This is a genomic window from Marinifilum sp. RC60d5 (genome assembly GCF_052400665.1).
GTDB lineage: Bacteria > Bacteroidota > Bacteroidia > Bacteroidales > Marinifilaceae > JBQTGK01.
In genome coordinates this window covers 177,683-204,530 of record NZ_JBQTGK010000004.1, presented here as the reverse complement: position 1 = coordinate 204,530, position 26,848 = coordinate 177,683, and the positions used below count along the sequence as shown (strand labels likewise).

The following is a 26,848-nucleotide window of genomic DNA, read 5'->3' as shown; positions in this document are numbered from 1 at the left end:
TTTTTCTAAAAGCTAAAGCTTATATCGAGGGTAATTTTAAAATATAAAAGAGGGATATTTTTACAATGATAAAAGGAGAGAAGTTAATATACCGTTCTCTCCTTTTTCTTACTGTCATACTTTTTAATCTTTATTTTCTTGGCTCTGTTGCTCTCTGTGCTGTCGAATATATTCCGATGGTGTTGTATCAAATTGCTTTCTAAAACACTCTCTAAAATATTTCATATCATTAAAACCAACCTCGTAAACTACATCGGTAACAGATAAACGATCGAGTTTAAATAACTGAGCTGCTCTTTTTAACCTAATAGTACGAATAAACACATTAGCTGTTTGTCCTAAAAGAGCCTTTAATTTTTTATTTAGTATCGATTGACTTATTCCTACCTCGCGACCTAACTGTACGACTGTAAATTCAGGATTACTAATATTCTCTTCAACAACCTTTAATAGTCTTTCCAGTAATTTTTCATCAATAGATGTAAAAGTAATTTCTTTAGGTTCTACTTCTACTTTCCTATTAAATTCGCGTTTTACGGTTTTTCTTGCCTCCAAAATAGTGTTAATTTGAGCAATTAAAACGTCAATATTAAAAGGTTTTGAAAGATATGCCATTGCTCCTTCGGTTAATCCTGTTAATTTATCTTCGTTGGTTGTTTTGGCGGTAAGCACCACAATCGGAATATGACAGATGGCTTGATCATTTTTAATCATATTACACATTTCAAAACCATCCATTACTGGCATCATTACATCTGATATGATTACATCCGGATTATATTTTTTACAAAGCTCTAATCCCTCTTTACCATTAAAACCCTGTATGCAATTAAATTTATCCTCCAAATTACTTTTAATTAGAGATTGTACATCGTAATTATCTTCTACTATTAAAACAAGAGGTTTATCATTATTAAATTTAAGTTCCCGATTAATATCAGACATTGGTTTTTCGTGCTGATAATCTTTAACAATTGTTTGTGTATTAACAGACGATTCATGAACCTGAGTCGAAAAATCTTCTTTTTTAAAATGCAATTTACCTTTAGGCAGATGTATTGAAAATACTGTTGCGATACTAGGATTACTTTCTACAGAAATTTTTCCATGATGCAGGTTTACCAAATTTTTAGCAAAAGCAAGCCCTATTCCTGTACCCGAAACTTTAGACAATTTATGACTTCCTGTTTGATAAAACCTATCAAACAAATAAGGAAGCTTATCTTTACTAATTCCGGGACCATTATCTTTAACTTCTATTTTAACCCATTCTTTTCCATCAACTTCCTCCTCACCAACAACGATCGCAACCTGACCTCCTTGTGGAGTAAATTTAAATGCATTCGACAATAAATTAAATAATACCTTTTCAATTTTATCAAAATCGAACCACAACTCAATCGAAGGATAAGTATTAATAAGTTCGAATCTTATATTTTTTGATTGTGCTATTTCATTAAAAGCATCGAACACCTGTTTTACCAAATCGATTACATTACCTCTGGTAACTGCCAATGGCATTTTCCCTCTCTCGAGTTTCCTAAACTCCATTAGCTGAGTAATTAATCTATTCAGCATTCTAACATTCTTAATCATTAAAGAATAGTTTTTCTGCCTATACTCTTCGTCAACACGATCTTTCTTTGATATCAGTTTTTCCAGAGGACTTTGAATAAGTGTTAATGGAGTTCTGAATTCGTGAGAGATATTGGTAAAAAACTGTAATTTCATTTGTACCAATTCCTCTATTTTCTCTTGTTCAAAATGCTCCATCATTAGCTCATTTTTCTTGGTAACGGCAATCACCGAATATCTTCTAAAAAAGACAAGAAGCACAACAAATACAACAATATAGATAAAGAATGCGTAAATGGTTCGCCAAAAGGGTGGAACGATTTCTATATGTAGAACAGAAGGTTGGGTTGTCCATACTCCATCATTATTAGTAGCCAACACTTTCAATTTATAATCACCTGGCGGAATATTTGTATAATTGGCTCTGGGTTCTACACTATTAACCATATTCCATTCGGTATCGAAACCTTCCAGCAAATACTTGTAGTTAATTTTATCGGGAGCTACAAAATGTAATGCTGTGAATCCCACTGTAAAACTATTTTGTGAATATTTTAATGATATTGTATCGGTAGAAGGCATTTCGTTTGACAAAATAACATTTCGTTTGTATTCTTTACCGGTTAAAATTTTCTCGTTTAATACAAACAACTCATTAAATTCCACTTGCGATCCGTAAGGATTATCCTCAATTTCGCGAGGGTTAAAAATATTAAACCCATTAACTCCTCCGAATATCATTTCTCCATTTTCTTTGGTATAGGAGGCACATTCACTAAATTCATAATCCTGTAATCCATCCGAAACATTATAATTTCTGATTTCCTCTGAATCGGTATTAAAACTCGTTAATCCTTTATTGGTAGAGATCCATAAATTTCCGGAAGCATCTTCCTCAATCCCTTTAATTACATCGTTAGGTAATCCTTGCTTAGAAGAGTAACGCTTAAATTTAAAATCATTACCATAATACTCTTGCAGCAAACATAATCCTCCGCCCATGGTCCCAACCCAAACTCTTTGCTTACTGTCGAGGTACATATCCAACACGTAATTATGTGCCAAAGAAGTAGGATCACCAACTGTTCTTGTAGCTTTTAAAAAAAAAGGATTTGAAGCTGATTTTTCGTTAAAAGGCAACATACATAAACCATGATCGGTACCCACAAAAATATTTCCACTGGCATCTTCCAGCACGCTTCGTACTACATTAGATGCAATGGATCCCTTGCCTTCAGCAGTATAATGATTTTTAACAATCAACTTATTTGTTTTGTGATCATAAGCAACCCTGTAAAGTCCGGCCCCATAGGTCCCAAGCCAAATATTACCTGCTCTATCAACTGCCGATGCAAAAACAGGATTCTGAACTAAATCGGGATAATACTCAACTGAAATGTCATTTTCTCCTTTAAGTGTAGCGATACCAACTCTATTTGGGTATCCGACTCCCATTAACACTTTATTATGTACTTCTCCGGGAATAGAATCATAGCAGTAAACATAGTTTTGCCCCAAATTCTTATTATCCACATTTATATTAAGAAAACCACTTTTAAAGTCCTTCTTGTTTTTAACAGATAAAAATGAAATACCTCCACCTTCGGTTCCTATCCATAAATTACCTGCCTTATCTTCATAAACCGCTCTAACTTTATTATAGGCAATACTACCTTTATTATTCGATCTACCAACACGATAAAACTTTTTCTCATTTAAATCGAGTTGATTTAAACCTCCACCATTAGTTCCAACCCATAAAAGGCCTGATCGATCTTCGAAAATATCAGTAATATTATTCTTGGTTAAACTATTAGGATTATGATATTCTGAAGTAAAATGATTTATCAATTTTAATTTCATTTTTTTTTCATTCCAGTCGAACTGAAATAAGCCCTGACTATTACCTCCAAAAACATAATTTTTACTCGACTTTAAAAATGAACTAAAGCTATAAGTAACCAGGCGCTTTACCTTAATTTCTTCTGGTTTATCAAAATCATTAAAATAAAATACACCCTGTCCTCCTGAAGTAAGATATCCTGTTTTAGTTTTAATAATATCTTTAAACGGTCCGTAGGATAATTCTTTTAAGCGGTACTGTTTAAGTTTTTTTTCAGCAGTAAGCTCCACAAAGAACAATCCACTACCATTACCAATCCATACTCTTCCCTTCGAATCTTCTTTTATAAGATTTGCAGTTCTCATTCCTGCAATTACACTTCTTTTCGATACAACTTCATCGGTTGAAAATACAGTGCTGTCGTATTTACCTTTTCGGTAGGCATTAATATCAAAAACACATAATCCATTGGGAGTTGCTATCCAAAGTTGTTCTTTAGAGTCAATCAGAACATTTACAATTTTAGTATCCAGAATTATTCTTTTCCCATCAACAACTTCAGGAATCTTATGAAACTCTTCTTTTTTTCGATCGAAAAACCACACCCCATTATCGGAAGTTCCTATCCAAAAATTACCTTTAGAATCCTCAACCATACAAAAAGGAAGATTACTATCAATAGGATATTCCATTAAACTGGTGCTTCGATACTGCACAAAGCTCATTCCATCATACCTATTCAGTCCATCAACAGTTCCGAACCACATAAATCCTTTCGAATCCTGAAAAATAAAATTGATATCATTTTGAGAAAGACCATTTAGTGTAGTTAGGTGTTCAAAATCTGTTTGTGCTTTTGAAACTACACTTACAAAAAAAAGAAATACAAAGAAAAGAGCACGCATACAATGTAAATATTTCGTTAGATTAAATTCTAAATGATTAATGTATAAAAAAAAACTTTCCCAACATCAGATATCGGGAAAATTAATCTCAGCAATAAAAATTCGCACTTGATGTATATAATATTTTTAACTTATTTAATTTCGAAATTAATTGTTTTAGGAGCAGCAATACCTCTTTTTTCCAATCCTAATGCAGGTGAACTACCTCCTATTAATATGGTATATGTACCTTTTATAATTTCTTTCTCTCCTTTTTCGTTTACTTGTTCAAATTCTTTTGCTGAAAGTACAAATTCACTTTTTTGATTTTCGCCAATATTTAAGTTTACTCTTTTAAAGGCAACTAATTTTCTGATGGGTGCAGTTATTCCAGCTCCTGGTTGCGATAGGTATACCTGAATTACCTCATCAGCCTTTACGCCTCCAACATTAGTAATATCAATTTCAACATTTAAGCTCTCATTTTTCTTAATTTTTGCTGAGCTTACTTTAATATTTTCATATTTAAACTTGCTATAAGATAATCCATAACCAAATGGGAATAATGGCTCACATTTTAAGTACTTATAGGTACGCCCAGTCATTCCATAATCTTCATAAGGAGGCAATTGATCAATATTTTTAGGAAAAGTTAATGGTAATTTTCCCGATGGTGAAATTTTCCCAAAAATAATATCAGCAACTGCTGTTCCCCCTTCTTGTCCGGGATACCATGCCCACACAATTGCATCTGCCAGCTCGGCAACTTCGGGCATAATCATTGGGCTACCTCCTGTTATTACTGCAATTACAGGCTTTTTATTACCCTTTCTAAGTTTACGCAGAAACTCTACCTGGTTTTCAGGTAAATATGGTTTTATTCTATCGCCCTTGGTTTCGGAACCAATAGCATCACCTTCTTCACCTTCCATGGTACTCGAAATACCTAGAACCGCAATAATTGCATCTGCATTTTTAGCCTCTCCTGTGGTCCAATCGATTGGATTAATATTAGTTCGATAAGGCAAACAACCTTTCTTGTAGTTTATTGTTGTTCCTGAACTTACTGCTGTTGTAATTCCTTCTAAAATATTCACCAGGCGATTACTCATTCCATAATAATTACCTAATAACACCTCGGAATTATTTGCCTGAGGACCTGTTACATATAAATTTTTAATTGAAGGGGACAATGGCAAAACATGATTCTTATTTGTTAATAACACAATAGATTTCTGTGCAACTTCCAATGCTAAATTGCTATGAGCTTTACTGCAAATAACCTCTTCCCCAATTTTATTGTAAGGATTCATTTCTACAGGATCAAAAAATCCGAGTTTAAATTTTGTTCTTAGCAAAGCTTTCAATCTCTCATCAATAGTCTCTTCTTTCACAAGACCTTGCTTTACTGCATCCGACAAACTTTTATATACTTTACCACAATTTAAATCAACACCACTATTAATAGCCAATGCAGCCGATTCAACGGCATTTTTTGTCACTTTATGATACAAATGGAAATCAGAAATAGCTCCACAATCCGAAACAACATGCCCTTTAAATCCCCAATCTTTTCTTAAAATATCTTGTAATAAAAATGGACTACCACAAGCAGGCTCTCCCAATACCCGATTATAAGCTCCCATTACCGATTCTACTTTAGCCTCCTTAACCAATGCTTCAAAAGCAGGCAAATAAGTTTCATATAAATCCTTTTTTGAGACTACAGCATCAAATTCATGACGCAATGCCTCCGGACCAGAATGAACTGCATAGTGTTTAGCACAGGCAGCTGCTTTTAAATATTTTGGGTTATCTCCTTGTAATCCTTTTACAAAAGCAACACCTATTCTTGAAGTTAAAAATGGATCCTCACCATAAGTTTCCTGTCCTCGTCCCCATCGTGCATCTCTAAAAATATTAATATTTGGAGTCCAAAAAGTAAGTCCGGCATATTTTGCTCGATTATTATTTTTAATCGAAATATTAAATTTTGCACGAGCCTCATCAGAAATTGCATTGGCCACTTTGTGAGCTAATTCTGGATCGAAAGTTGAAGCCAAAGCAATGGCCTGTGGAAATACAGTTGCTCTACCATTTCTTGCTAATCCATGCAAACATTCGTTCCACCAGTTGTACTCTGGAATCGATAAACGTGGGATCGCATCACTTTCATCAATTAATTGTGAGACTTTTTCATCAAGAGTCATTGCTTCCACTAAAGCATCAATTCTCTCATCATGCGATAGCTCATAATTATACCACTCATAACTCTCATTTTGCTGTGCAAAGCCTGCAAGAGCACAAAACAAAAAGATCAATACAAAAAACAATTTAAACTTCATTTCATATTATTTAAAGTTAAAGCAATTGCGCTCTCTTAAAAAAGCACACCACTTCGAATGTATCAAATGTAATTACAATAAGAAAAGCATTAGACGTAAAATTAGCTTTAAAAAAGGGGGCATTTTACAAGTGTGATTTAAATTACCCATAAGCCAGTAAGATTCCGCTACAATAATGAAATAAAAATGAACAAAACAAGCCACAAACGCAATCTATTTTTCAAATTCAGTTCATCCTGTAATCATTATTTTCTTTCCTATTTTAAATCAGCCCTCAACACTCTTATTAAATACCCCCTTAAGGTAAAACAAGTAGGTTTATCTTTGTAAATAAGAAGAACAATTAAAAAATAATCTACACTCAATAAGAGAAAGCATAAAATATGATTAAAATCAAATCTAAACCGGTGAACCGATTCTTGAGTTCTATTTCGATTCTACTTTTAATTTTTATTGCAAGTGCATGCCAGAATTCTAATGATATAGTCGACTTAAACTTTAACAAAGACTGGCTTTTTAAAAAAGGCATAATTAAAAATGCCGAACAAGTTAATTTTAATGATTCAGACTGGAGAGAACTTCAACTGCCTCACGACTGGGCTATTGAAGGACCTTTTAGCAACGAAAATAATGCAAGAACAGGCGGATTACCAGTACATGGCACAGCCTGGTACAGAAAACACTTTAGCATTAAAGAAAAACTATCAGATAAAATTATTTCAATAGAATTTGATGGAGCCATGAACAATGCACATGTATGGGTGAATGGTAAATTTGCAGGAAATAGGCCTTATGGCTATATTGGTTTTGAGTTAGATATTACTTCATTTATTAAGTTTGGAGAGGATAATGTTATTGCAGTCAGACTGTCGCCAGAAGATCTTTCGGCACGTTGGTATCCTGGTGCAGGTATTTACAGAAATGTACATCTAAAAATCAATAACAAACTCCATATCCCACAATGGGGAACAAAAATTACAAACTCAAACATTACCAAAAATAGTGCTGATATAAACATTACAAGCTCGGTTTGTAACCTTTCAGATTTTCAACAAACCGCAAAACTAAGCACTACAATTTTCGATAGTGCAGAAAATAAAGTATGCTCTACAATCAGCGATATTGTAATACAAGCACAAACAACTGGTTATGTCGATCAGAAAATGGTAGTACAAAATCCATTAAAATGGGATATTGAAACACCACATATATATAAAGCTGTTAGTAACATTTATCTGAAAGGAAAATTAATAGATTCTTTTGTTTCATATTTTGGAATTAGATCGATTAACTTTTCTCCAAAACATGGTTTTCAACTCAACGGAAAAACAGTAAAATTAAATGGTGTTTGTATGCATCACGATTTGGGACCTTTGGGAGCTGCAGTAAATTACAGAGCAACAGAAAGACAGATGCAGATTATGAAAAGTATGGGTGTGAATGCTCTTCGTACTAGTCATAATCCTCCATCGCCAGAAATGCTGCAAGTTTGCGATAAGCTTGGAATTGTTGTAATTGTAGAAGCATTTGACGAATGGAAATTAGGAAAAGTTCCCAATGGCTACAATAAATTTTTCGACCATTGGCATGAGAAAGATCTTCGGGATATGATAAAAAGAGATCGCAACCATCCATCGGTAATTATGTGGAGTATTGGAAATGAAATACTGGAACAATCGAAAAAAGATGGCTGGAAAATTGCCAAAACACTTACCGATATTTGTCATGACGAAGACCCAACAAGACCAACAACAGCAGGTTTTAATTACTACCCTGCACCTTTTACCAATAAACTGGCAAAATACGTTGACATTGTTGGCATGAATTACTGGCCATTAAATTATGAGGAAATTTTAGAAAAATATCCTGACATGATTGTTTATGGATCGGAAACTTCTTCGCAAACCAGTAGCCGGGGCGTATATCATTTTCCTATCGAAGCCAATGAAAAACATCAAACCAATCAAGTTTCCAGTTACGATGCTATTGTTGGTCCGCCATGGGCTTATCCTCCTGATGTTGAATTTGAGCAGCAAGAAAAAGTAAGTCGCTCTTTAGGAGAGTTTATGTGGACAGGTTTCGATTATTTAGGAGAACCAACACCTTACGGTGGTCGCGATAACTCTACAAATGGTTATTGGAATGATGACTGGCCTTCAAGATCATCCTATTTTGCTCCTGTTGATTTATGTGGATTCCCAAAAGACAGATACTACTTATATCAAAGCCAATGGACAAAAAAACCTATGATTCATGTTTTGCCTCACTGGAATTGGGAAGATAAACTGGGAGAAACAATTCCTGTTTTTGCTTACACAAACTGCGATGAAGCAGAGCTTTTTATAAATGGTAAATCGTATGGTAAAAAAATTAAAGGAATTGATTTAACACCCATTCCTGCAGAATTTCATTTCTTCGATAAGGGAACTTATTTCTCTAAATACAGGTTGTCGTGGAAAGTTCCGTATCAGCCCGGAGAATTAAAAGTTGTTGGATACAAGAATGGGAAAAAGTTAGTCGAAAAAACAATAAAAACAGCAGGCAAAGCTTATCAGATTAAATTAAGTGCTGATAGAAATATCATAAATGCAGATGGCAAAGACCTTTCTTTCATTACTGTAAGAATAGAAGATAAAGATGGTAACTTATGCCCCAAAGCAAATAATCTAATTAATTTCACAGTTTCTGGCGAAGGCTCAATTGCGGCTGTTGGTAATGGCGATGCCACATCAACAGATGCTTATCAGGTAAATTACAGAAAAGCTTTTAATGGCAAATGTTTACTAATTGTTCGATCGAACGAAAAAAAGGGAGATATAATTGTTAGTGCAAAATCTGAAAATTTAAATTCTCATAAGATTAGCTTAAGCTCTAAAAAATAAGTTGTTCATTTTACATACAAAAATCGAGCTTACCTAATTATAAGTAAGCTCGATTTTGCATATATACAAATTTATTACTCTACCGTTTGCACTCCTTTATTTACAGACTGCCATGGAACAAGTTTCGATTTATAATAATTAATATTCATCATCTCGAATCTCTCTTTTTGCTTTCCTAAACGAACTTTATACTCATTCCAGGAATTATTAGCATCTGGCGACCAGCCCAATTCTGCATAGCCTAGCAAACGAGGAAAAACAAGATATTCAATATCATCTATGGTTTCGATTGTTTCGGCCCACAAAGGAGCTTCGATTCCAAGAATATCATCCTTGTTAATACCTTTCACCTCACTTTCCAGAATCCAATTATAAGCTTTATCCACCTCTAAATATCCGGCCCAATGTAATCCAAGCGGAGAAATTGAATCATATTGCATATCCATATAAGCCCGCGATGCAGGCGACATAATTATTTTTACATTTTGTTTAACTGCCTTAAGAGCATTAACAGGTTTAGTTTGCCAGAACTGGGCTACCGAACTTTCATTTAAAGAGGCTGCTGCCACATCGGCCCAACCAATCATTTTTTTATGATGAGCATGTACAATTTCCTGCACTCTGTTAATAAACTTAATGTAATCTTTCTTTTTGGTAGCATTCGATTCATCGCCTCCAATATGAATATATCCACCAGGAGTTATTGCCACCAGTTCACGAATTACATCATCAATAAATTGATAAGTAACTTCCTTATTGGTAGCCAAACTACTAAAACCAACCTTTGTTCCGGTGTACAATTTTCGGGCTTTACCATTTGAATTTAGTTTAGCATAAGAAGCCAAAGCAGCATTTGTATGTCCGGGCATATCAATTTCCGGAACAATAGTAATGTATCTTTGCTGTGCATATTTTACAATTTCCTGATATTCTTCCTGAGTATAAAATCCACCTTTATCACCACCAACCTGTGTACTTCCACCTATTTCGGTCAGCTTAGGCCAAGATTTAATTTCAATTCTCCATCCCTGATCATCGCTAAGATGTAAATGCAAAACATTCATTTTATAAGCAGCTAAATAATCGATATACTGCTTCACATCTTCAACTGAAAAAAAATGACGAACCACATCAAGCATAGCTCCACGGTAAGTATATTGCGGATAATCCTTAATACTTCCACTCGCAATTAACCAAGCTGTTTCCTGAATACTATCAGCTTCAATTTGCGCTGGCAGCAACTGACGTATGGTTTGTATACCCCGAAACAAGCCTGCAGGTTTAAAGGCTTCCAATGTAATTTTTCTGGAATCAATAGTTAACTCATAAGCTTCTTCGCCCAAACTCGATTTTTCATCATTCAAAATTAGAGAAATGCCCCTGCTTCCCAGTGGGCTAATCAACTCCTTTACTTTAGGCTTAAAACCAGTTGCCGGGGCAATTAAATCTGCTAAATAAACTGCTATTTGTTTACTTTCAGCTTTACCTGCTTGCACATGAATTTGTGTATTTTTAGTCCATTCGAAAGAGCTGCCTGTAGCAGTTAAACTAACAGGTTTTGGTATCAAATTTTCTTTTGCCAAATCCATAGAAATGTGTTCATTACATGATACCAGCACAATTCCTGCGAATAGTACTATCGATAAGGATTTTAAACTAATCATTATATTGTGTGTTGGTTAGTTGTTTTTTAATTATCTCATATTTAAGCAAACTATTTTTTATCATTCCAAATTAAAGCAGCAGCGCCCAAAACAGCAGCATCATCACCAAGCTTGGAAGGTAATAAATCGATTTTATCCTTATACAAAAATAAAATATTCTTTTCCATAGCTTCACGCACCGGTTTAAAAAGTAAATCTCCTGCTTTAGCCAGTCCTCCAAAAAAGAAAATAGCTTTCGGACTTGTAATAGAGGCAACATTTGCCAGTGCTTCGCCTAACATTTTACCTGTATATTCAAAAATTTCTAAAGCAAGTTTATCTCCATTACTTGCAGCATCAGCAACCATTTTAGCTGTAAGCTGATTGTATGGAATATCACGTAAAGAGCTATCGTCCATTTCTTTGGCCAACATTTTGTAAGCTGTTCTCTTTACACCAGTAGCCGAAACATAGGTTTCCAGACATCCTCGTCTTCCGCATCCACATACTCTGCCACCTGGACGCATAATAATATGACCTAATTCACCTGCAAAACCATCATGACCATACAAAAGATCACCATTTACAACAATACCACTTCCCAAACCAGTTCCCAAAGTTATAACCATATAATCAGTCATTCCTTTTGCGCCACCAAAAATACGTTCTCCCAAAGCTGCTGCATTGGCATCGTTAGTTAATTTAACAGGCACCTTCATTCGCTCACCAATTAATCGGGAAATATTTAAAATTCCATCCCATCTTAAATTTGCTGCATTTTCTATTGTTCCTGTATGATAATTTCCACTTGGTGCGCCAACACCTACTCCAATCACATTTATTTTATCCTCTAATTTATTTATAGACAACTCAATAGCATCACATAAATCATCGATATAATCTTCAAATTTCTCCTGTGTTTGGGTAAGAATACTTCCATTACAATATGATTTTCCATTTGAATCAATACATGAAAAAACCGTATTTGTTCCTCCAATATCTATACCTATTGCTATATTTTTCATATTTAATACAATTCTGATTTTATGATAATATAAAAGAACGTAATCCTATAATCCTTTATAAGCTACTATTCATATTATTACAAAATTAACATTTATCAATTCATTGACTTCAATCGAAAATACAAATAATAATAAAATCAGCTTTAGCTTTGGTGATTGTTAAAATATTCGATTTATATTTTTACACACAACTATCTTATCTAATAAAAAAAAGGGCCGAAGGATTAAAAATCCTCCGACCCAGAGGTATTTATGTGTGGCATTTAAAACGGATTTTCCTCAACTGCTTTTTCGAGTTCCTGAGCCATATCTACGAACTCGTCGGCTGTCATTTCTTTCATATAAACCAATCCATGTGTAGCTCTTACCAAAGGATGATTATTTTCATAAAAGAAATTTTTACCTAAAAGCAACTGAATTTGCTTTAATTGTTGAACCCAAACTTTCTGGGTTAATTCATTAAATTTACCATCATATTCATAACTTGGAAATGATGCATTCACCTGACTCATATAACATTCTGAAAATGAATTTTCCAATACATCCAGGGAATTTAAGGATACGGGTACAATGGTATCGGCCTCTGACGGATGATATTTAAACCAAACATTACGATAACCTACAATTCTTAATTTCGATAAATCTTCTTCCTCTTTCCACTCTTTAACAGCACCAGCAATTGCCTGCAATACTTTATAATGAGTATCTGGTCCACTCCCTTCAGGATCCATTGCCAGGCTAATAACTGTTGGCTTTAACCTTCTAAATTCCTCTAAAACAGGAAGCATATCTCTATTCTTCTCAGGCAATTCTGTAAACACATCTCCTTTATAAAAACCCAGGCGCAAATGATGAACATTTCTTACCGGAATACCAAAATGAGCCCAAACCAACTCCTCTTCGAACTCACGAATCATTCCTTTCATTTTCTGTACTTCAGGAGAATTTTTACCTCCATCATAACTAGCTTCCAAATCCTTAATAATAAAAGCTATTGTCTCATTTAAATGCTCTTTATTTCTAATATTCCAGGTTTCTACTACCGAGCGAATTACTCTATGGCATAATCCTCTTCTCTTACCCTTCGCATTTCTGGCTGCAACCGAGTTTAAAAAGTGATAAACATCCTTGTCCCATTTTTTGCTGTATCCTACATCAAAGAAATCGGGAAATTCTAACATTTGGATTTCACCTTTGGCAATAAATTCCTGACACTCTTTTAAAGTGCCAATTACGAATTGATTGGTTACAGCAGTAAATCCAGAGGTAAGAACAGAAAAATGAATATCATTTGTTGCCGAACGCATCTGTCGGTTTGTGTATGGCATTATTCCCAACATAATATCATCGTGGTGAGGACCAGTATGATAAATCACCTCCTTGGCATCGGGTTTCATTCCTTTTTCTAATTTTCCTTTAATCGAATCAATTACCGATTGAACAGTTCCATCATTTAAATTTGGAATTTGACTGGTATATGGATCTGCTTTTAAATCTTCTATTGTTAAATGGTGACCATATTTGTTGATTTTTTTACAAAGGTCTATTACCGATCTTTCTGTTTTAGAATGAGACCAATCTCCTGTTTTGTAGAATTGATCTACACTATCGGTCAACTTACAGGCAGCACCAGTAGTCAGGTAAAAACGACTATTTTTCTGACGCTGTAAAACCGAAGCCGGATAAATCGCATCGGGTTTACTTTCCAGAGAACCTTTTACAATATCTGCTTTAGCTTCTCCTGCTGCAAAAATAATTGAGACAGCATCTTTATCATGTGTAATTGTATCCAAACCAATAGTTATTACCAAACGGTTTCTCGACACTTCAATTCCACCCAAATCGCCTGCTGCTACAGCTTGCGTTTCGAAGTTGGTTTTCGTTAATCGTGTAGTAGAATAATGATCCGATCCACGTGTATTAAAGGCAATGTGACCATCGGGACCAATTCCTCCCAAGAAAAATCCAATTCCTCCCTTATCGCGAATTTTCTGTTCGTAAGAAGTACACCAATTATCAATCATAAAAATTGATTTTTGCTGCATTTCTTCTACAACACTAGTTGCTTCTCGATAACGAAGAGAAAGGTCAATATTATAATCAGGAAAAACTTCCAAAAAGTGTTTATCATCCACCAAAGGAATTTCTTCGGAGTTAATCAGTAATGAGTTAGATTTCTCCAAACCAAAACCATCAATATAGTACTTCATCACATAATTGTAAAAACTATTATGCTGACGCGGATCAATTGGGTAAAATTCATCAATCTGAACAAACTGTAAACCTCTTAAATCGGGCTTAGCCATATTCCCCAGACCATACTGATTGCGAATATCAACTCCTTTTGCCTTATTCCAGTTTTCAAGAAGAAACTGTGTGTACTTTATAAAATACTCAGGTGTTTTTCCTGTTGGTAAACTAATTACTCCTAGAGGATTTTGGTCTGCCCACTCCAAAAAACGAAGTGAAGTCATTAATCCCAATTTTGGAAAATTATCAACCGTTACATAAGGTATCTGAGTTGTAATTTCCGGCACTCCTGATAATTCATGAAATGCTTGCTCTACTTTCGATGTAAATAATGTTCCCATTTTCTTTTTATTTCTAAAATCTGTTAACCTTACTCGCATAAACACTTTATTTCCTAATAAAGTATTTGTTTAAAATTTGCTACCACACAAATAAATACCGGCTCTGGTATCAGAAATAAAATTTATTTTTTACACTGATAATACTCTACTACAACTAGTTCCTTGTAAGTTGTATTTTATATTGACTCTTAACTATTTATTGTAAACACTTAATTTGTTCTTACTTTATGCCCCTTTAAACCATAATAAAGAATATAAAGAAAACAAGGAACACATACCCAATATGCATCTTGTGCACCAACAACATCCTTCATTAAACCATAAACTGTTGGTACTAAAGCTCCACCAACAATAGCAATAACCATTAAGGATGAACCTGCTTTAGTAAATTTTCCTAAATCAGTCATTGCCAATGGCCATAAAGCTGGCCACATTAAAGAACATCCCAATGCCATAAATACAATAAAATAAATTGATAGATATTCGGGAGATAATACAACCATTACAGATCCAAATAAGGCAGAAATGGCACATATTTTTAAGGCTGTAGCCTGGCTTAAATATTTCGGGATTAAAGCTGCTCCACAGATATATCCAATTACCATTCCCACAGGAGCAATCCATGCGTAATATTCGGCATTAGCTAAACCAAGACTTGTGGCATAATCAACCAAAGTTCCTAAAGAAACTGTCTCAACACCAACATATAAAAATAAAGCAAGTACTCCTAATAACAAGTGAGGAAACTGCCATATTGAAGTTTTATTTGCCGCATAAGGACAATCATCGGCCGAATCTTCATCTTCGCCAACAGCTTTTACTTCCGGAAGCTTTGCTAAAAGTGCCAAAACACCTAAAAGAACAAAAACACCAATAATAATAAAAAAGGGTGTATTAATATCAGTAAGTGCTACATTTTCAACATCTTTACCAATAATTAAGGCTAAAAAAAGAGGTGCAATTGGCCAGGCCAATTTGTTTGCAATTCCCATATAACTCATTCGCTTTGCAGCACTTTCAATGGGGCCTAAAATAGTAATGTAAGGGTTCACAGAAGCCTGCAAAAACGTATTTCCCATACCACTAATAAAAGATGCAACAAGAAAAAGAGGAAGACTCTCCATTTTTGCCGATGGAATAAACAAATAAAGTCCGATAGCAAACATCAAAAATGAAAGAGCCATTGTTTTTTTATAACCAATTTTTCCAATCACTAAAGAAGCTGGATATCCAAAAATAAGAAAAGCAGAAAAAGTAGCTGCAATTACCAAATAAGATTCGGCAGAAGAAATATCCAAAGCTGTATTTAAAAGAGGTATAATATAGCTATTGATACCCAAAGCAAAGCCTATTGCAAAAAACATTACTCCAACTATAATAAGAGGAAGAACATACTTGTTTTGTAAAGCATCTGCCGATTTTTCCTTTTCCATAATTTTAAGTTTTATATGCTTATTATTAAATTCTTACTAAAAAAAAGTAAACCCTGCCATACATCACTACTACTACAATGTTCAAATAATATTTGAAGCAACAGGTGTTTACTTTATACTTTTCGATTTATAAAATGATCCTTGCAAAGAACACTACTTCCAAATTAATTTCACCAAATGAAAAACCGCAGGAATCAATCTCTCTCTAACCTATATTCAATACTTGCTTCATTACATTTTCCATGGTACCCATTAAAGCTGCATCGTCCTGCAAATCAGAACTAACCAACTCTGTTTCTGAACTTATTTTTTCCATGGCATACTTATTAAGTGCCATTTTAAGTGGATCAATTATAAACTTACCAGTACCTGCAAGTTTTCCACCAATAATTATCGTTTCCGGATTAAGAAGGTGAATTAAAGTAACAAGTCCCTTTCCTAAATATTCAGCTACCTTACTTAATTGATCAATTGCAAATTGATCTCCGGAATTAACCGCATCAACAATATTACTTAGAAATATTCTCTTTCCCTCTTTAATAATTTGAGCCAAAATACTTTGCTGTCCCTCCTGAATTCCTTTCTTAATTCTATCAATCAACACCTTACCCGAAGCTAAAGTTTCCAAACAACCAATTTTTCCACATGTACATAATTGTCCTTCCGGATCAATTAAAATATGACCAAATTCGCCCGAAAATCCATTCTTTCCTGTATGCAATTCACCATTTAAAATCATGCCTAAACCAATTCCATTGCTCAGATTTAAACAAAGTACATTCTTTTTATCTTTAGCTTTTCCGAATGCTATTTCACCTAAAGCCATAGTTCTGGCATCATTTTCAATACGAATCATCAAGCCTAACTTATCCCCTAAATAATTACTTAAACCTTCCTTAGGAAAAGATAAATGAGTATGATTTATACCATTATTACTATCAACTAGACCAGGCATCGAAAGACCTAATGCTAATACTTTATCTTTTGATATGTTTAATTCCGATAATCCAAGATTTACTTTATTAACCAATCCTTGTATATAATCTTCGGTATTTGTTAGTTCACACTCTCTATACTCTTTCCTATAAATAATCTTATTACTAAGATCAAAAATAGCAACCGTAAAAACATATAAATTAATTTCTACCCCAATTACATACTGATAAGATGGATTAACACAATACAAATTCGGACGTCTTCCTCCAATAGATTTACCAATTCCCTTATCGAGTATAGCTCCATAAGCCAATAAATCATCAACCAAAGAAGCCACCAAAGGCTGACTAATATTAACCGACTTAACTAGCTCAGCAATCGAAACGTCTCCATTATAGTAAAGGTGTTGCATTAGTCGTCGATACTGATCCTTTTTCCTTTTCACAGTATTATGCGCACCTTTTAGTTCTTTTTCATATAAAAATTGTGGTTTCACTTATTGTATTTCAATTAATTCGATTTATTTACAATGCTAAAGTATAAATTATTATTTAAGATTTGTATACTTATATAATATTTTTTAAAAGATTCATATTATACGTAATTTTTTTACTAAAAAAACATTCATACGAAAGGAAATATTATTTTTGAATACTTATTACTTCTAAACTTGTAAGAAAGAATAAATTAAGTGCTTTTTATTCTATTCAGGAAACATAAAAAAATGGCAAAAACAAAAATTCGAATTAAAGACATAGCTGAACAGGCAGGTGTTTCGGTAGGAACTGTTGATAGAGTTTTACACAACAGAGGAGAAGTTGCAATAGAAACAAAAAAGAAAATTCTGGAAATTGCAAAAGCAAACAATTATCAGCCAAACCTAATTGCACGTGCTTTAACTTCGAAAAAAGTGTGTGTGTTTGCCGCTCTACTTCCAAATCCTACCGAAGAAGATATTTTTTGGATAAAACCTCTTAATGGAATTAGTGAAGCTGCCCTGGAACTGGAACAGTTTCATATTAAAGTTGAAAAACATTTCTTTACCCATTATAACGAAGAAGACTTTGTTAAGCAAACAAAAAACATACTTAAACTGAAACCTGCCGGAGTTGTATTTCCTCCTATATTCAAAAAAGAAAGTCTCGAATTTATTGAAAAATTAGAAAAGAGAGGCATTCCTTATGTATTTCTTGAATCAAGGATTAAAGATTGTAACTATTTAGCTTATGTGGGTAGTGATAGTAATCATGCAGGAAGAGTTGCTGCAAATGTAGTTGACAATAGTACTCCTATAGATGGCGATATTTTAATTATAAATCTGGCTAAAAATCTTGAAAACGTGCACCATTTAAAAAAGCGTACGCAAGGATTCTTAAATTACTTTATGGAGCATGGACGAAACAAAGGGCTTAAAATAAACATCGAAATTCCTACTTCAAAATCGCAAATAATCACAGAAAAAGTTGATCATATTTTATCAACACATAAAAATATTAAAGCCATTTTTATTACCGGATCAAAAGTCTATAAAATTGCCGAATATTTAATAAAAAATAAATTAGAAGATATTGTTCTCGTTGGTTTCGATCCAATTGAGCAAAATATTAAATATCTAAATCGTGGAACGATAAAATATTTAATTGGACAACACCCATACCAACAAGGATTTAAAGCTGTTAAAAAATTGTTCGAACATGTTATGCTTCACAATTCGGTTAAAAAGGATGAAGTATTACCCGTGAATATAATCAATCGGGAAAGTTTTAAACTTTACGGATTAGAAATTTCAATTGACCAGTAAAGACAAAATAAAAGGGCCTTAGAAAGACCCTTTTACAAAGAAAACCAATTAATTATGCTATTAAAACCAAAATTTCGGGACACCACTCCCATTTTTTTTGGGAAATCATATAATTTATGATTTCACTTAAAGGTTAACAAGTTACAGACCAAAAACAACTATACTTTAAATATCAACACATTAAGCAAAATCTATATTTTTCACTCACTAAAAAAGTGTTCGCTTACACAACATAACATGTACGGTTACGTACATAAACAGAAACAACTGCATCTTTCTGCCTATATTCCGTATTCAGCTCAAATATTACATATCATTATTTAGAATACTTATAAATAATAACTACCTTTGCCCCTCAAAATAAAAAATATGAATTCAAATACAGATCAAAAAAATAAACTCTCGACAACAACAATTCTTGAAAACAAAGAAATTGCCCCGGGAGTATTTGTCTTAAAGTATAAAAAAATTAAAAATTTTAAACCTGGACAATACATCGGACTAACAACAGATTTAAGTGTAACTCCACGTCTTTATACTATTGCCAGTGGCGTAAATTCAAACGAAATTCAAATTCTTTACAATATTAAAGACGACGGCTGGTTAACTCCACGTTTAAGCGAAATAAAACCAGGATCGGATCTTTACATTACCGACCCAGAAGGTAGTTTTATCGATAATGAAACTCCGGCCTGGTGGATAGCTTCAGGCACAGGGATTGCCCCTTTTTCGGCTATGTTTCGGTCGGGATTAGTAAAAAATAAAACTCTAATTCATGGAGGCAGATATACGCATTCATTCTATTTTGAGAATGAATTTATTCCTATCCTTGGCAAAAATTATATTCGATGTTGCTCGCAAGAAAACGCAGAAGGTTTGTTTAGTGGAAGATTAACACGATATTTGCAAGATATTAAGGAAATACCAGGCAATTGCAGATTCTTTTTGTGTGGCAGTCCGGAAATGGTAGTAGAGGTTCGTGATTTATTAATCAAACGCGGAGTTGAATACGATAAAATAATTGCAGAAATCTACTTTTAAGATAATATCAAAAAAACAAAATGGGTAAAGAAATCCTTTTAGGAAAAACGCTAGATGAGTTAACCGAAGTTGTAAAAGGTTTAGGACTTCCAAAATTTACAGCCAAACAGATTTCAGATTGGTTGTACAAAAAAGATGTTAACGAGATTGATGAGATGACCAACCTTTCTCTTAAAGCGAGAACCGCTTTAAAAGAAAAATTTGAATTGGGAACAACAGCATCAACCAAAGTAGAAGCTTCGGTTGATGGAACAAAAAAATACCTTTACCCTACTAATCATCCCAATAAATTTATCGAAACTGCTTTTATTCCCGATAGAGATAGAAATACTTTGTGTGTTTCATCGCAGGTTGGTTGTAAAATGGGATGTTTATTTTGTATGACTGGAAAACAAGGTTTTCAGGGGCAATTATCAAGCGGCAAAATCATTAATCAAATAAGAAGTCTACCCGAGAGAGAAAGCCTTACAAATATTGTATATATGGGCATGGGAGAACCTCTTGATAATGTGCCTGAAGTGATGAAATCATTAGAAATTATTACTTCGGAATATGGAATGGCAATGAGCCCAAGAAGAATTACAGTTTCTACAATTGGAATTATTCCGGGGATGATTGAATTTCTAAATCATAGTGAATGTCATTTGGCAATTAGTTTACATACTCCTTTCGACGAAGAACGAAAAAAATTAATGCCTGTACAAAATGTATACCCCATTAAGGATGTCTTAAAAATTGTAAAAGATTTTGATTTTGGCCGTCAGCGTAGAGTTTCTTTTGAATATATCATGTTTAAAGGAATAAACGACACTGCCAATCATGTGAAGGAATTGTGCAGAATTCTTGATGGCATAAAATGCAGAATTAACTTAATACGCTTTCATCCGGTTCCTGATACACCTCTAGATGGATCTGATGAACAAACCATAGAGTTCTTTAAAGATCAATTAAACAAGAAAGGAATTACGACCACAATTCGAAGATCACGTGGTTTAGATATTTTTGCTGCTTGCGGATTACTCTCCACAAAAGAGTTGGTGAAAAGACAAAATGAAGATTTTTAAATAAAAAAAATCCTGCCTAAGGCAGGATTTTTTTTATATCATTCTATTATAAGTTTACTTATCGCTCGAAGTTCTTACAATTAAATCGGCATGAACAACAACTTCTTTTACTTCTTTAGCTTCAGGAGTTTTTTCCATTTGGCTAAACAATAACTTAGCTGCTTCGCGCCCTACTTCTTTAGGATTTTGATCCATTGTAGAAACCGATGGCTCCATATATCTTGATCGTCGTGAGTTTGAAAAACCCACAACAGCAACTTCTTCGGGAATTTTTAATCCTAATTCTTTTGCTGCTGCAATTGCTCCAATTGCCATATCATCGTTAATGGCAAAAACTGCATCCGGACGATTTGTTCTTCCAAATAAATCAAGACATAATTTCTTAGCATCTTCAACAGTAAAGTCACAACGTGAAATTAAAGTTTCATCAAGATTAATATTATTATCAGCTAAAGCTTTTTTATATCCTCGTAATCTGTTTCTACCAAAAAGCATGTATTCCGGACCTGTTAAAAAAGCAATTCTTTTGGCTCCTCCATTAATCAAATGACTCACTGCTGTGTGAGCAGCTGCAGCATCATCGGCCACCACTTTCGAAACATTTAATTCTTTAGATGTTCTATCGAAAAGAACCATAGGAACTCCTAAATCTTGAATTTTATGAATGTGATCGTAAGTACTAGTAGCACGGGAAAGCGATAAAATAATACCGTCCATTCTCATATTTAAAAAGCCATTTACGTTCTTTTCCTCTTTCTCCATCCTTTCGTTAGAAGAACTTACAAAAACCTGATATCCGAATTCATCAGCAATTTGCTCAATTCCTTTCACAACTGAAGCATAAAAAGAACTAACAATTTGTGGAACTACTACTCCAATAGTATTCGATTTTTGAGTTTTTAATGCAACAGCCAAAGGATTAGGCTGATATTTTAATTCTTTTGCTAATTTTTGAACAGCTTCTCTAGTTTGTAAACTAATTTCGGGATTATTTTTTAATGCCCGGGAAACAGTTGAAACAGAAATATTTAATTTTTCCGCAATATCTTTAATGGTAACAGGTCGGTTTGCCATGGTAGTATTTTTAATGCTTACTTTCTATAAATAAAAAAACTGACCTTAATATAATAACTTTTATCAGTTTTTCCAATATCCAAAGATAATATAAATTACAGATCTCTTAGCCTGTAAATCCCACTTTTTCCTTAGATCGACTCATATTTTACAACAGCCGAAAAAACTTAACTAAAAGATGAAATTTTGCAAAAACATTTTAATCAAAAAACATTATACAATATGAGTATTAATTTGGTAATTGTAGTTTTTTGGTCTAAAAAAATAGTTATTCAAGCTAAAAACCACACAAACTACTACTTTTGTTTTCTTAAAAAAATAAAATAAACGACAATTATAATTCGAGCATGAAAAATCTAAATAAAAACCTAAAACATTTACGCATTCGAAAAAGATTATCTCAGGCAAGACTTTCTGCCCGAATAGGAATTGGAGCATCATCAATTAGTGCATACGAACATAAGAGAAGTACTCCAAAAATATCAACTTTATTAAAATACTCGGAATATTTTAATCGCAAATTAGACGATCTGGTGAAAGAAGATATTGAAATATCCGATCGCGAGCAAAATCAAGATACCAAAGGAACAAACTTAAGGGTATTGCCAATTTTAGTTGATGATAAAAATGATGAAATGATAAGTTTGGTTCCGGCTAAAGCTGCTGCAGGATATTTAAACGGATACTCCGATGCCGAATTTATAAGCGAACTACCCAATTTCCGAATGCCATTTACCGAATTATCCGAAAACAAAACCTACAGAGCTTTTCAGATTGAAGGTGAAAGTATGCTTCCTGTTGCTGCCGGTTCGTACATTATTTGTGAATACGTGCAAGATTGGGAACTTATTAAAAACGACACCTGCCACATTGTTGTTACAAACGAAGACGGAATTGTTTACAAAAGAGTACAAAAAGACTTTGAGAATAATCAGTTGGTATTAATTTCGGACAATAAGGAATATTTATCCTTTGAGGTAAGCTTAAATCAAATACAAGAAGTTTGGAAAGCCTTAGGATTTGTAAGTTTTCAGCTTCCAGAAATCAACAAATAAAATAAATTTCAATTAGTATTGATTCGTATTTTTTTAGAGATAAAAGTAATTATTTTAATTACTCTTATTTATTCTAAATAAACACAAGCAAATGAACCAAATTAACGTATCGAACAATTATAAAGGCATATTATTTGCCATGTTAACAGCCTTGCTTTGGGGCTTTCTACCTATTTTTCTAAAGGTAGCACTTAAGAGTGTCGATCCTATTAGTATTGTATGGTTTCGATTTAGTTTTTCGTTTTCTGTTCTGTTCTTGTATTATTTATTCACCGATAGAAAACAACTTCATATAATAGTGCGTCCGCCAATAATTTTAATTGTTGCAGCAATAGCACTGGGAATAAACTATATTGGCTTTTTGCAAGGCTTAAACTATACAAGTCCGAGTAATGCGCAAATAATTATTCAAAGTGGGCCAATTATGCTGGCTCTTGCGGGAGTTATCTTTTTTAAAGAAAGATTAAATTTAAAACAGATATTAGGATTCGGGATTGCTGGCATCGGTTTATTCCTGTTCTATCAAAATCAGTTAAAACTATTCATTCATGATACCAATGCTTTTAATCTGGGATTTTTTTGGATAGAACTTGGTGCAGTTACCTGGGTATTATACGCTGTTTTGCAGAAAAAAATGGTACAAAAACATCCAGCTCAGCTTTTAAATATGGTGTTGTATGGAATTCCAGCTTTAATTTACACTCCTATGGCTGATTTTTCATCCTTTTCGGGATTGGATTTTAAAACATGGGCAATCTTAATTTTTCTGGGTATAAATACTTTGGTAGCTTATGGATCAATAGCTTTAGCATTTAAATATACCGAGGCATACAAGGTTAGTATAATTGTAACTTTAAATCCAATTATTACTCTTTTAAGCATGGCAGTTCTTACCAAACTTCAGGTAAACTGGATACAAAGCGAAAATTTAAGTATTTTCTCTTTAGCGGGTGCTATTTTAGTAATTGGCGGTGCTGTTACTGCTGTATTTTTCACAAAAAAAAAGAAAAAAGCTAAAATTAAACGTGCTCTCTAGGCTCAATGTGAATTGTAGAAACAAAGCCAAATTTATTCTTTATTTCATCTTCTACATTTGTTGCTATGTCATGGGCATCTTTTATCGTCATATCATGCGGAAGCTTTATATGGAAAGTTACTTCGGTATAATCGCCGTAATTATGAACATGAAAATGATGCGGATTTAATCCTGGTGGATATACTCTCTCACATATCTTTTTAAGCTCATCGAGCAATTCTTTCTCGGGACTCTCTCCCAATAAGGAATGAATAGAATCGCGGATAATTTCATAGGCCGCATAACCAATCATCAAAGCAACAGCCATTCCCAAAGCACCATCAATCCACCAATAATATTTCCCTAAAAATATTCCTACTAATATTACCAAAGAAGAAATCGCATCGCTTCTATGATGCCAAGCATCTGCCTTAAGAACTTTAGATTTTGTTTTTTGTGCCCCCCGATAAGCAAATTGAGCCAGAAGCTCTTTAAGCACTACGGAAATAATCATAATAACAATAGCAATGGTTCCAAATTGCGAAGTCTCCCTATCACGAAGAGTGTGGTAAGACTCAATTACAAAATCGAAGGCTACCAGTAAAAGTAGTATACCAATTACGAATGCACTTATTAGATCGGCTCTTCCGTGTCCGAAAGGATGATCCTCATCAGCCGGTTTTTTTGATATTTTTGCCCCAACCAAAACTATAACCGAACTTAAGCTATCAGACAATGTATGCCATGCATCGGCAATAATTGCTATGGATCCTGTAACAACACCAGCCCAATATTTTAAAATAAAAAGCAGTACATTTCCCATAATGGAAAGCCAGCCTTCCACTTCGGCCCAATTCGATTTGTCTAACTTCAGCTTTTTCAAAGCTTATTTTTTTTAATTACAATTCTATGCCAATTGACCATCCACCCGAATAAGATCAGATGATGCTAATTTTGTATTCTTCTTTTTATCGATATAAAAATCGAGGCGACCGAGTGCAATTCCTGCCCAGCCTACCTGATTGATTATTACCTCTTTGTTGTCAAGATTTAAAATCTGAACAGGTTTTTCTAGTAATGTGTGCGAATGTCCGCCTAAAATTAGGTCAACACCTCGGGTTTTCTTTGCCAATTCAACATCGCAATCATTACCTGTACGACTTGAATGTCCCAAATGCGATAAACACACTACTAAATCACAATTATTTTCCTTTTTAAGGATACGAACCATTCTTTCAGCCACATCAACCGGATCGATATACTGTATTGATTCTCTATTGTGAGCTTCAACATAACCATCAAGATCTACACCAACACCGAAAACTCCGATTCGTAGATCTCCTTTATCAAAAATTTTATACCTGGGAATTTTACCTTCTAATTTGGTTCCTGAAAAATCGTAATTTGCATTTAACAAAGGAAAATTAAGAAATTTTAATTTAGAACTGATTCCTTCAATACCATTATCAAACTCATGATTCCCAATACTTCCGGCATCATATCCTATTTTCGACATCAGTTTAAATTCTGCTTCTCCCTCAAAAAAATTAAAATAAGGCGTTCCCTGAAAAACATCACCCGAGTCAAATAGTAAAACATTTTCTTCCTCTCGTCTAATCTTTTTTACCAGAGCATTAATTCTTGCAAACCCACCTAATCCTCCATATTTAGGATCATTATCAGGAAAAGGTTCAATTCTGCTATGCATATCATTAGTATGCAAAATAGTAATGTGCATTTGCTTTTGGGGAGCTGCCAATAGCTTATTCCAAAAAAAACCTGTACTCACCAAAGCTCCAGTTAAACCAAGCTTCTTCAAAAAATCTCGTCTATTCCACATGATAAATCCTTTCATCTAATTTTGAAGAAATATGTTGTCCTTTTTCTGTTTTCTCTATCATATATTTTATGATTTCTGATCGTAATTTTCTGTGCAAATGTCGAAAAGTCTCCCTGGTTTCGAAGGCTTTTATTCCCGCCCCTCCATTTGCTAAGTAATCAACCGTCAATATATAATATATTCTTTCTGGATCTACTCCCTGATTATCAACCAGCAAACTTACCATCTTTTTATTTTTTATTCCCATTTTTAAATGGCTTACTCCTTCTCCACCATATTGCGCCAACTCATTCAGTAAAACTTTTAAATCCTTCCCTTTCATTCCAACAATTACCAGCTTATTTTTAAATGGTAACATTTCAAATACACGCCCGGTAGTAATTTCTCCTTTTGGTAAAGCAGTTCGTATACCTCCCATATTCATAATTGCAATATCAACAGAATGAGATAGATTATTCTCGTTACAATATTTATTTCCTATCTCGTACATTGCATCAACAATAAAATTAGAGAGTAAACTCTCTGGTTTTTTCGCAATCATATCAAAATCAGAATAAGCAATTACGGCATTCATTTCGTCATCTAACTGCACTTTGTATGTGTTAATTAAATTCAAAAACGAAGTATCGATTTTCGCACTTTCGTCCAATACCGAATTCACAGTATAATGTGAGCCAGAATTGTTAATTTTCGAATTACTGCTACACGAAATAAAAATGGCTAAAACAGATGTTAGCCAAAGAGTTTTAAATAGATTCCTTATCATTTTTATATAATAAAAATTAGTCTTTTACTGATGTG

At 33.8% G+C, this 26,848-nt stretch carries 17 protein-coding genes; 6 read left to right on the top strand and 11 right to left on the bottom strand.

Annotated elements, in window-relative coordinates:
• Nucleotides 1–123 precede the first annotated feature (123 nt).
• Together ACT3CE_RS11035 and ACT3CE_RS11030 are read right to left on the bottom strand one after the other, a co-directional pair.
• Entirely contained in the window at nt 124–4,323 is a 4,200-nt protein-coding gene (locus ACT3CE_RS11035) for a hybrid sensor histidine kinase/response regulator transcription factor (protein ID WP_444709834.1), read from the bottom strand.
• Nucleotides 4,324–4,454: 131 nt separating this feature from the next.
• Nucleotides 4,455–6,647, bottom strand: coding sequence for a glycoside hydrolase family 3 C-terminal domain-containing protein (locus ACT3CE_RS11030; protein WP_444709833.1), 2,193 nt, complete (start codon nt 6,645–6,647; stop codon nt 4,455–4,457).
• A 383-nt stretch (nt 6,648–7,030) separates the two neighbouring features.
• Between ACT3CE_RS11030 and galB the strand changes: the two genes are divergently transcribed.
• Entirely contained in the window at nt 7,031–9,529 is a 2,499-nt protein-coding gene (gene galB / locus ACT3CE_RS11025) for a beta-galactosidase GalB (protein WP_444709832.1), read from the top strand.
• A 74-nt stretch (nt 9,530–9,603) separates the two neighbouring features.
• Here the strand turns inward: galB and ACT3CE_RS11020 are convergent, their stop codons facing one another.
• The 5 genes from ACT3CE_RS11020 to ACT3CE_RS11000 all read right to left on the bottom strand — a co-directional run bounded on the left by ACT3CE_RS11020 (nt 9,604) and on the right by ACT3CE_RS11000 (nt 17,653).
• Nucleotides 9,604–11,193, bottom strand: a complete 1,590-nt coding sequence (locus tag ACT3CE_RS11020; RefSeq protein ID WP_444709831.1) for a beta-N-acetylhexosaminidase — start codon at nt 11,191–11,193, stop codon at nt 9,604–9,606.
• A 50-nt stretch (nt 11,194–11,243) separates the two neighbouring features.
• Nucleotides 11,244–12,197, bottom strand: coding sequence for an ROK family protein (locus ACT3CE_RS11015; RefSeq protein WP_444709830.1), 954 nt, complete (start codon nt 12,195–12,197; stop codon nt 11,244–11,246).
• Between the two features lie 263 nt (nt 12,198–12,460).
• Nucleotides 12,461–14,827, bottom strand: a complete 2,367-nt coding sequence (locus tag ACT3CE_RS11010; protein WP_444709829.1) for a glucosamine-6-phosphate isomerase — start codon at nt 14,825–14,827, stop codon at nt 12,461–12,463.
• Between the two features lie 170 nt (nt 14,828–14,997).
• Nucleotides 14,998–16,221 (bottom strand): glucose/galactose MFS transporter, encoded by a 1,224-nt coding sequence (gene gluP / locus ACT3CE_RS11005; protein ID WP_444709828.1) that lies wholly within the window; start codon nt 16,219–16,221, stop codon nt 14,998–15,000.
• Between the two features lie 205 nt (nt 16,222–16,426).
• On the bottom strand, nt 16,427–17,653 hold the full coding sequence (locus ACT3CE_RS11000; RefSeq protein WP_444709827.1) for an ROK family protein: 1,227 nt from the start codon (nt 17,651–17,653) through the stop codon (nt 16,427–16,429).
• Between the two features lie 228 nt (nt 17,654–17,881).
• Between ACT3CE_RS11000 and ACT3CE_RS10995 the strand changes: the two genes are divergently transcribed.
• The 3 genes from ACT3CE_RS10995 to rlmN all read left to right on the top strand — a co-directional run bounded on the left by ACT3CE_RS10995 (nt 17,882) and on the right by rlmN (nt 21,063).
• Nucleotides 17,882–18,958: a LacI family DNA-binding transcriptional regulator gene (locus ACT3CE_RS10995; RefSeq protein WP_444709826.1), complete on the top strand. Its 1,077-nt coding sequence runs from the start codon at nt 17,882–17,884 to the stop codon at nt 18,956–18,958.
• A 369-nt stretch (nt 18,959–19,327) separates the two neighbouring features.
• Nucleotides 19,328–19,999, top strand: a complete 672-nt coding sequence (locus ACT3CE_RS10990) for a ferredoxin--NADP reductase (RefSeq protein ID WP_444709825.1) — start codon at nt 19,328–19,330, stop codon at nt 19,997–19,999.
• Nucleotides 20,000–20,019: 20 nt separating this feature from the next.
• Nucleotides 20,020–21,063 (top strand): 23S rRNA (adenine(2503)-C(2))-methyltransferase RlmN, encoded by a 1,044-nt coding sequence (gene rlmN / locus ACT3CE_RS10985; protein ID WP_444709824.1) that lies wholly within the window; start codon nt 20,020–20,022, stop codon nt 21,061–21,063.
• A gap of 54 nt (nt 21,064–21,117) precedes the next feature.
• On the opposite strand, the gene ACT3CE_RS10980 is transcribed toward rlmN, so the two are convergent.
• Entirely contained in the window at nt 21,118–22,137 is a 1,020-nt protein-coding gene (locus ACT3CE_RS10980) for a LacI family DNA-binding transcriptional regulator (RefSeq protein WP_444709823.1), read from the bottom strand.
• 347 nt (nt 22,138–22,484) lie between these two features.
• Between ACT3CE_RS10980 and ACT3CE_RS10975 the strand changes: the two genes are divergently transcribed.
• Nucleotides 22,485–23,192 carry an XRE family transcriptional regulator gene (locus ACT3CE_RS10975; protein WP_444709822.1) on the top strand — a complete coding sequence of 236 codons (708 nt, stop codon included), beginning with the start codon at nt 22,485–22,487 and terminating at the stop codon, nt 23,190–23,192.
• A gap of 91 nt (nt 23,193–23,283) precedes the next feature.
• Entirely contained in the window at nt 23,284–24,228 is a 945-nt protein-coding gene (locus ACT3CE_RS10970) for a DMT family transporter (RefSeq protein WP_444709821.1), read from the top strand.
• On the opposite strand, the gene ACT3CE_RS10965 is transcribed toward ACT3CE_RS10970, so the two are convergent.
• The 3 genes from ACT3CE_RS10965 to ACT3CE_RS10955 are packed head-to-tail and all read right to left on the bottom strand — an operon-like array spanning nt 24,212 to nt 26,813.
• The gene (locus ACT3CE_RS10965) at nt 24,212–25,090 is read right to left on the bottom strand and encodes a cation diffusion facilitator family transporter (protein WP_444709820.1); all 879 of its coding nucleotides are present in this window, start codon (nt 25,088–25,090) and stop codon (nt 24,212–24,214) included. The genes ACT3CE_RS10970 and ACT3CE_RS10965 overlap by 17 nt on opposite strands.
• 24 nt (nt 25,091–25,114) lie before the next feature.
• Nucleotides 25,115–26,047: a metallophosphoesterase gene (locus ACT3CE_RS10960; protein WP_444709819.1), complete on the bottom strand. Its 933-nt coding sequence runs from the start codon at nt 26,045–26,047 to the stop codon at nt 25,115–25,117.
• Nucleotides 26,037–26,813 (bottom strand): 5'-nucleotidase C-terminal domain-containing protein, encoded by a 777-nt coding sequence (locus tag ACT3CE_RS10955; protein ID WP_444709818.1) that lies wholly within the window; start codon nt 26,811–26,813, stop codon nt 26,037–26,039. The genes ACT3CE_RS10960 and ACT3CE_RS10955 overlap by 11 nt, the downstream gene beginning before the upstream one ends.
• Nucleotides 26,814–26,848: the final 35 nt, after the last annotated feature.

Excerpts from the sequence above, each read along its gene's own strand:
- ACT3CE_RS10955 (WP_444709818.1), bottom strand. The coding sequence starts at position 26,813 with ATGATAAGGAATCTATTTAAAACTCTTTGGCTAACATCTGTTTTAGCC.
- ACT3CE_RS10960 (WP_444709819.1), bottom strand. The coding sequence starts at position 26,047 with ATGTGGAATAGACGAGATTTTTTGAAGAAGCTTGGTTTAACTGGAGCT.
- ACT3CE_RS10975 (WP_444709822.1), top strand. The coding sequence starts at position 22,485 with ATGAAAAATCTAAATAAAAACCTAAAACATTTACGCATTCGAAAAAGA.
- ACT3CE_RS10990 (WP_444709825.1), top strand. The coding sequence starts at position 19,328 with ATGAATTCAAATACAGATCAAAAAAATAAACTCTCGACAACAACAATT.
- ACT3CE_RS11030 (WP_444709833.1), bottom strand. The coding sequence starts at position 6,647 with ATGAAGTTTAAATTGTTTTTTGTATTGATCTTTTTGTTTTGTGCTCTT.
- ACT3CE_RS11035 (WP_444709834.1), bottom strand. The coding sequence starts at position 4,323 with ATGCGTGCTCTTTTCTTTGTATTTCTTTTTTTTGTAAGTGTAGTTTCA.
- gluP (WP_444709828.1), bottom strand. The coding sequence starts at position 16,221 with ATGGAAAAGGAAAAATCGGCAGATGCTTTACAAAACAAGTATGTTCTT.
- galB (WP_444709832.1), top strand. The coding sequence starts at position 7,031 with ATGATTAAAATCAAATCTAAACCGGTGAACCGATTCTTGAGTTCTATT.
- ACT3CE_RS10980 (WP_444709823.1), bottom strand. The coding sequence starts at position 22,137 with ATGGCAAACCGACCTGTTACCATTAAAGATATTGCGGAAAAATTAAAT.
- rlmN (WP_444709824.1), top strand. The coding sequence starts at position 20,020 with ATGGGTAAAGAAATCCTTTTAGGAAAAACGCTAGATGAGTTAACCGAA.
- ACT3CE_RS11015 (WP_444709830.1), bottom strand. The coding sequence starts at position 12,197 with ATGAAAAATATAGCAATAGGTATAGATATTGGAGGAACAAATACGGTT.
- ACT3CE_RS10995 (WP_444709826.1), top strand. The coding sequence starts at position 17,882 with ATGGCAAAAACAAAAATTCGAATTAAAGACATAGCTGAACAGGCAGGT.
- ACT3CE_RS10970 (WP_444709821.1), top strand. The coding sequence starts at position 23,284 with ATGAACCAAATTAACGTATCGAACAATTATAAAGGCATATTATTTGCC.
- ACT3CE_RS11020 (WP_444709831.1), bottom strand. The coding sequence starts at position 11,193 with ATGATTAGTTTAAAATCCTTATCGATAGTACTATTCGCAGGAATTGTG.
- ACT3CE_RS11010 (WP_444709829.1), bottom strand. The coding sequence starts at position 14,827 with ATGCGAGTAAGGTTAACAGATTTTAGAAATAAAAAGAAAATGGGAACA.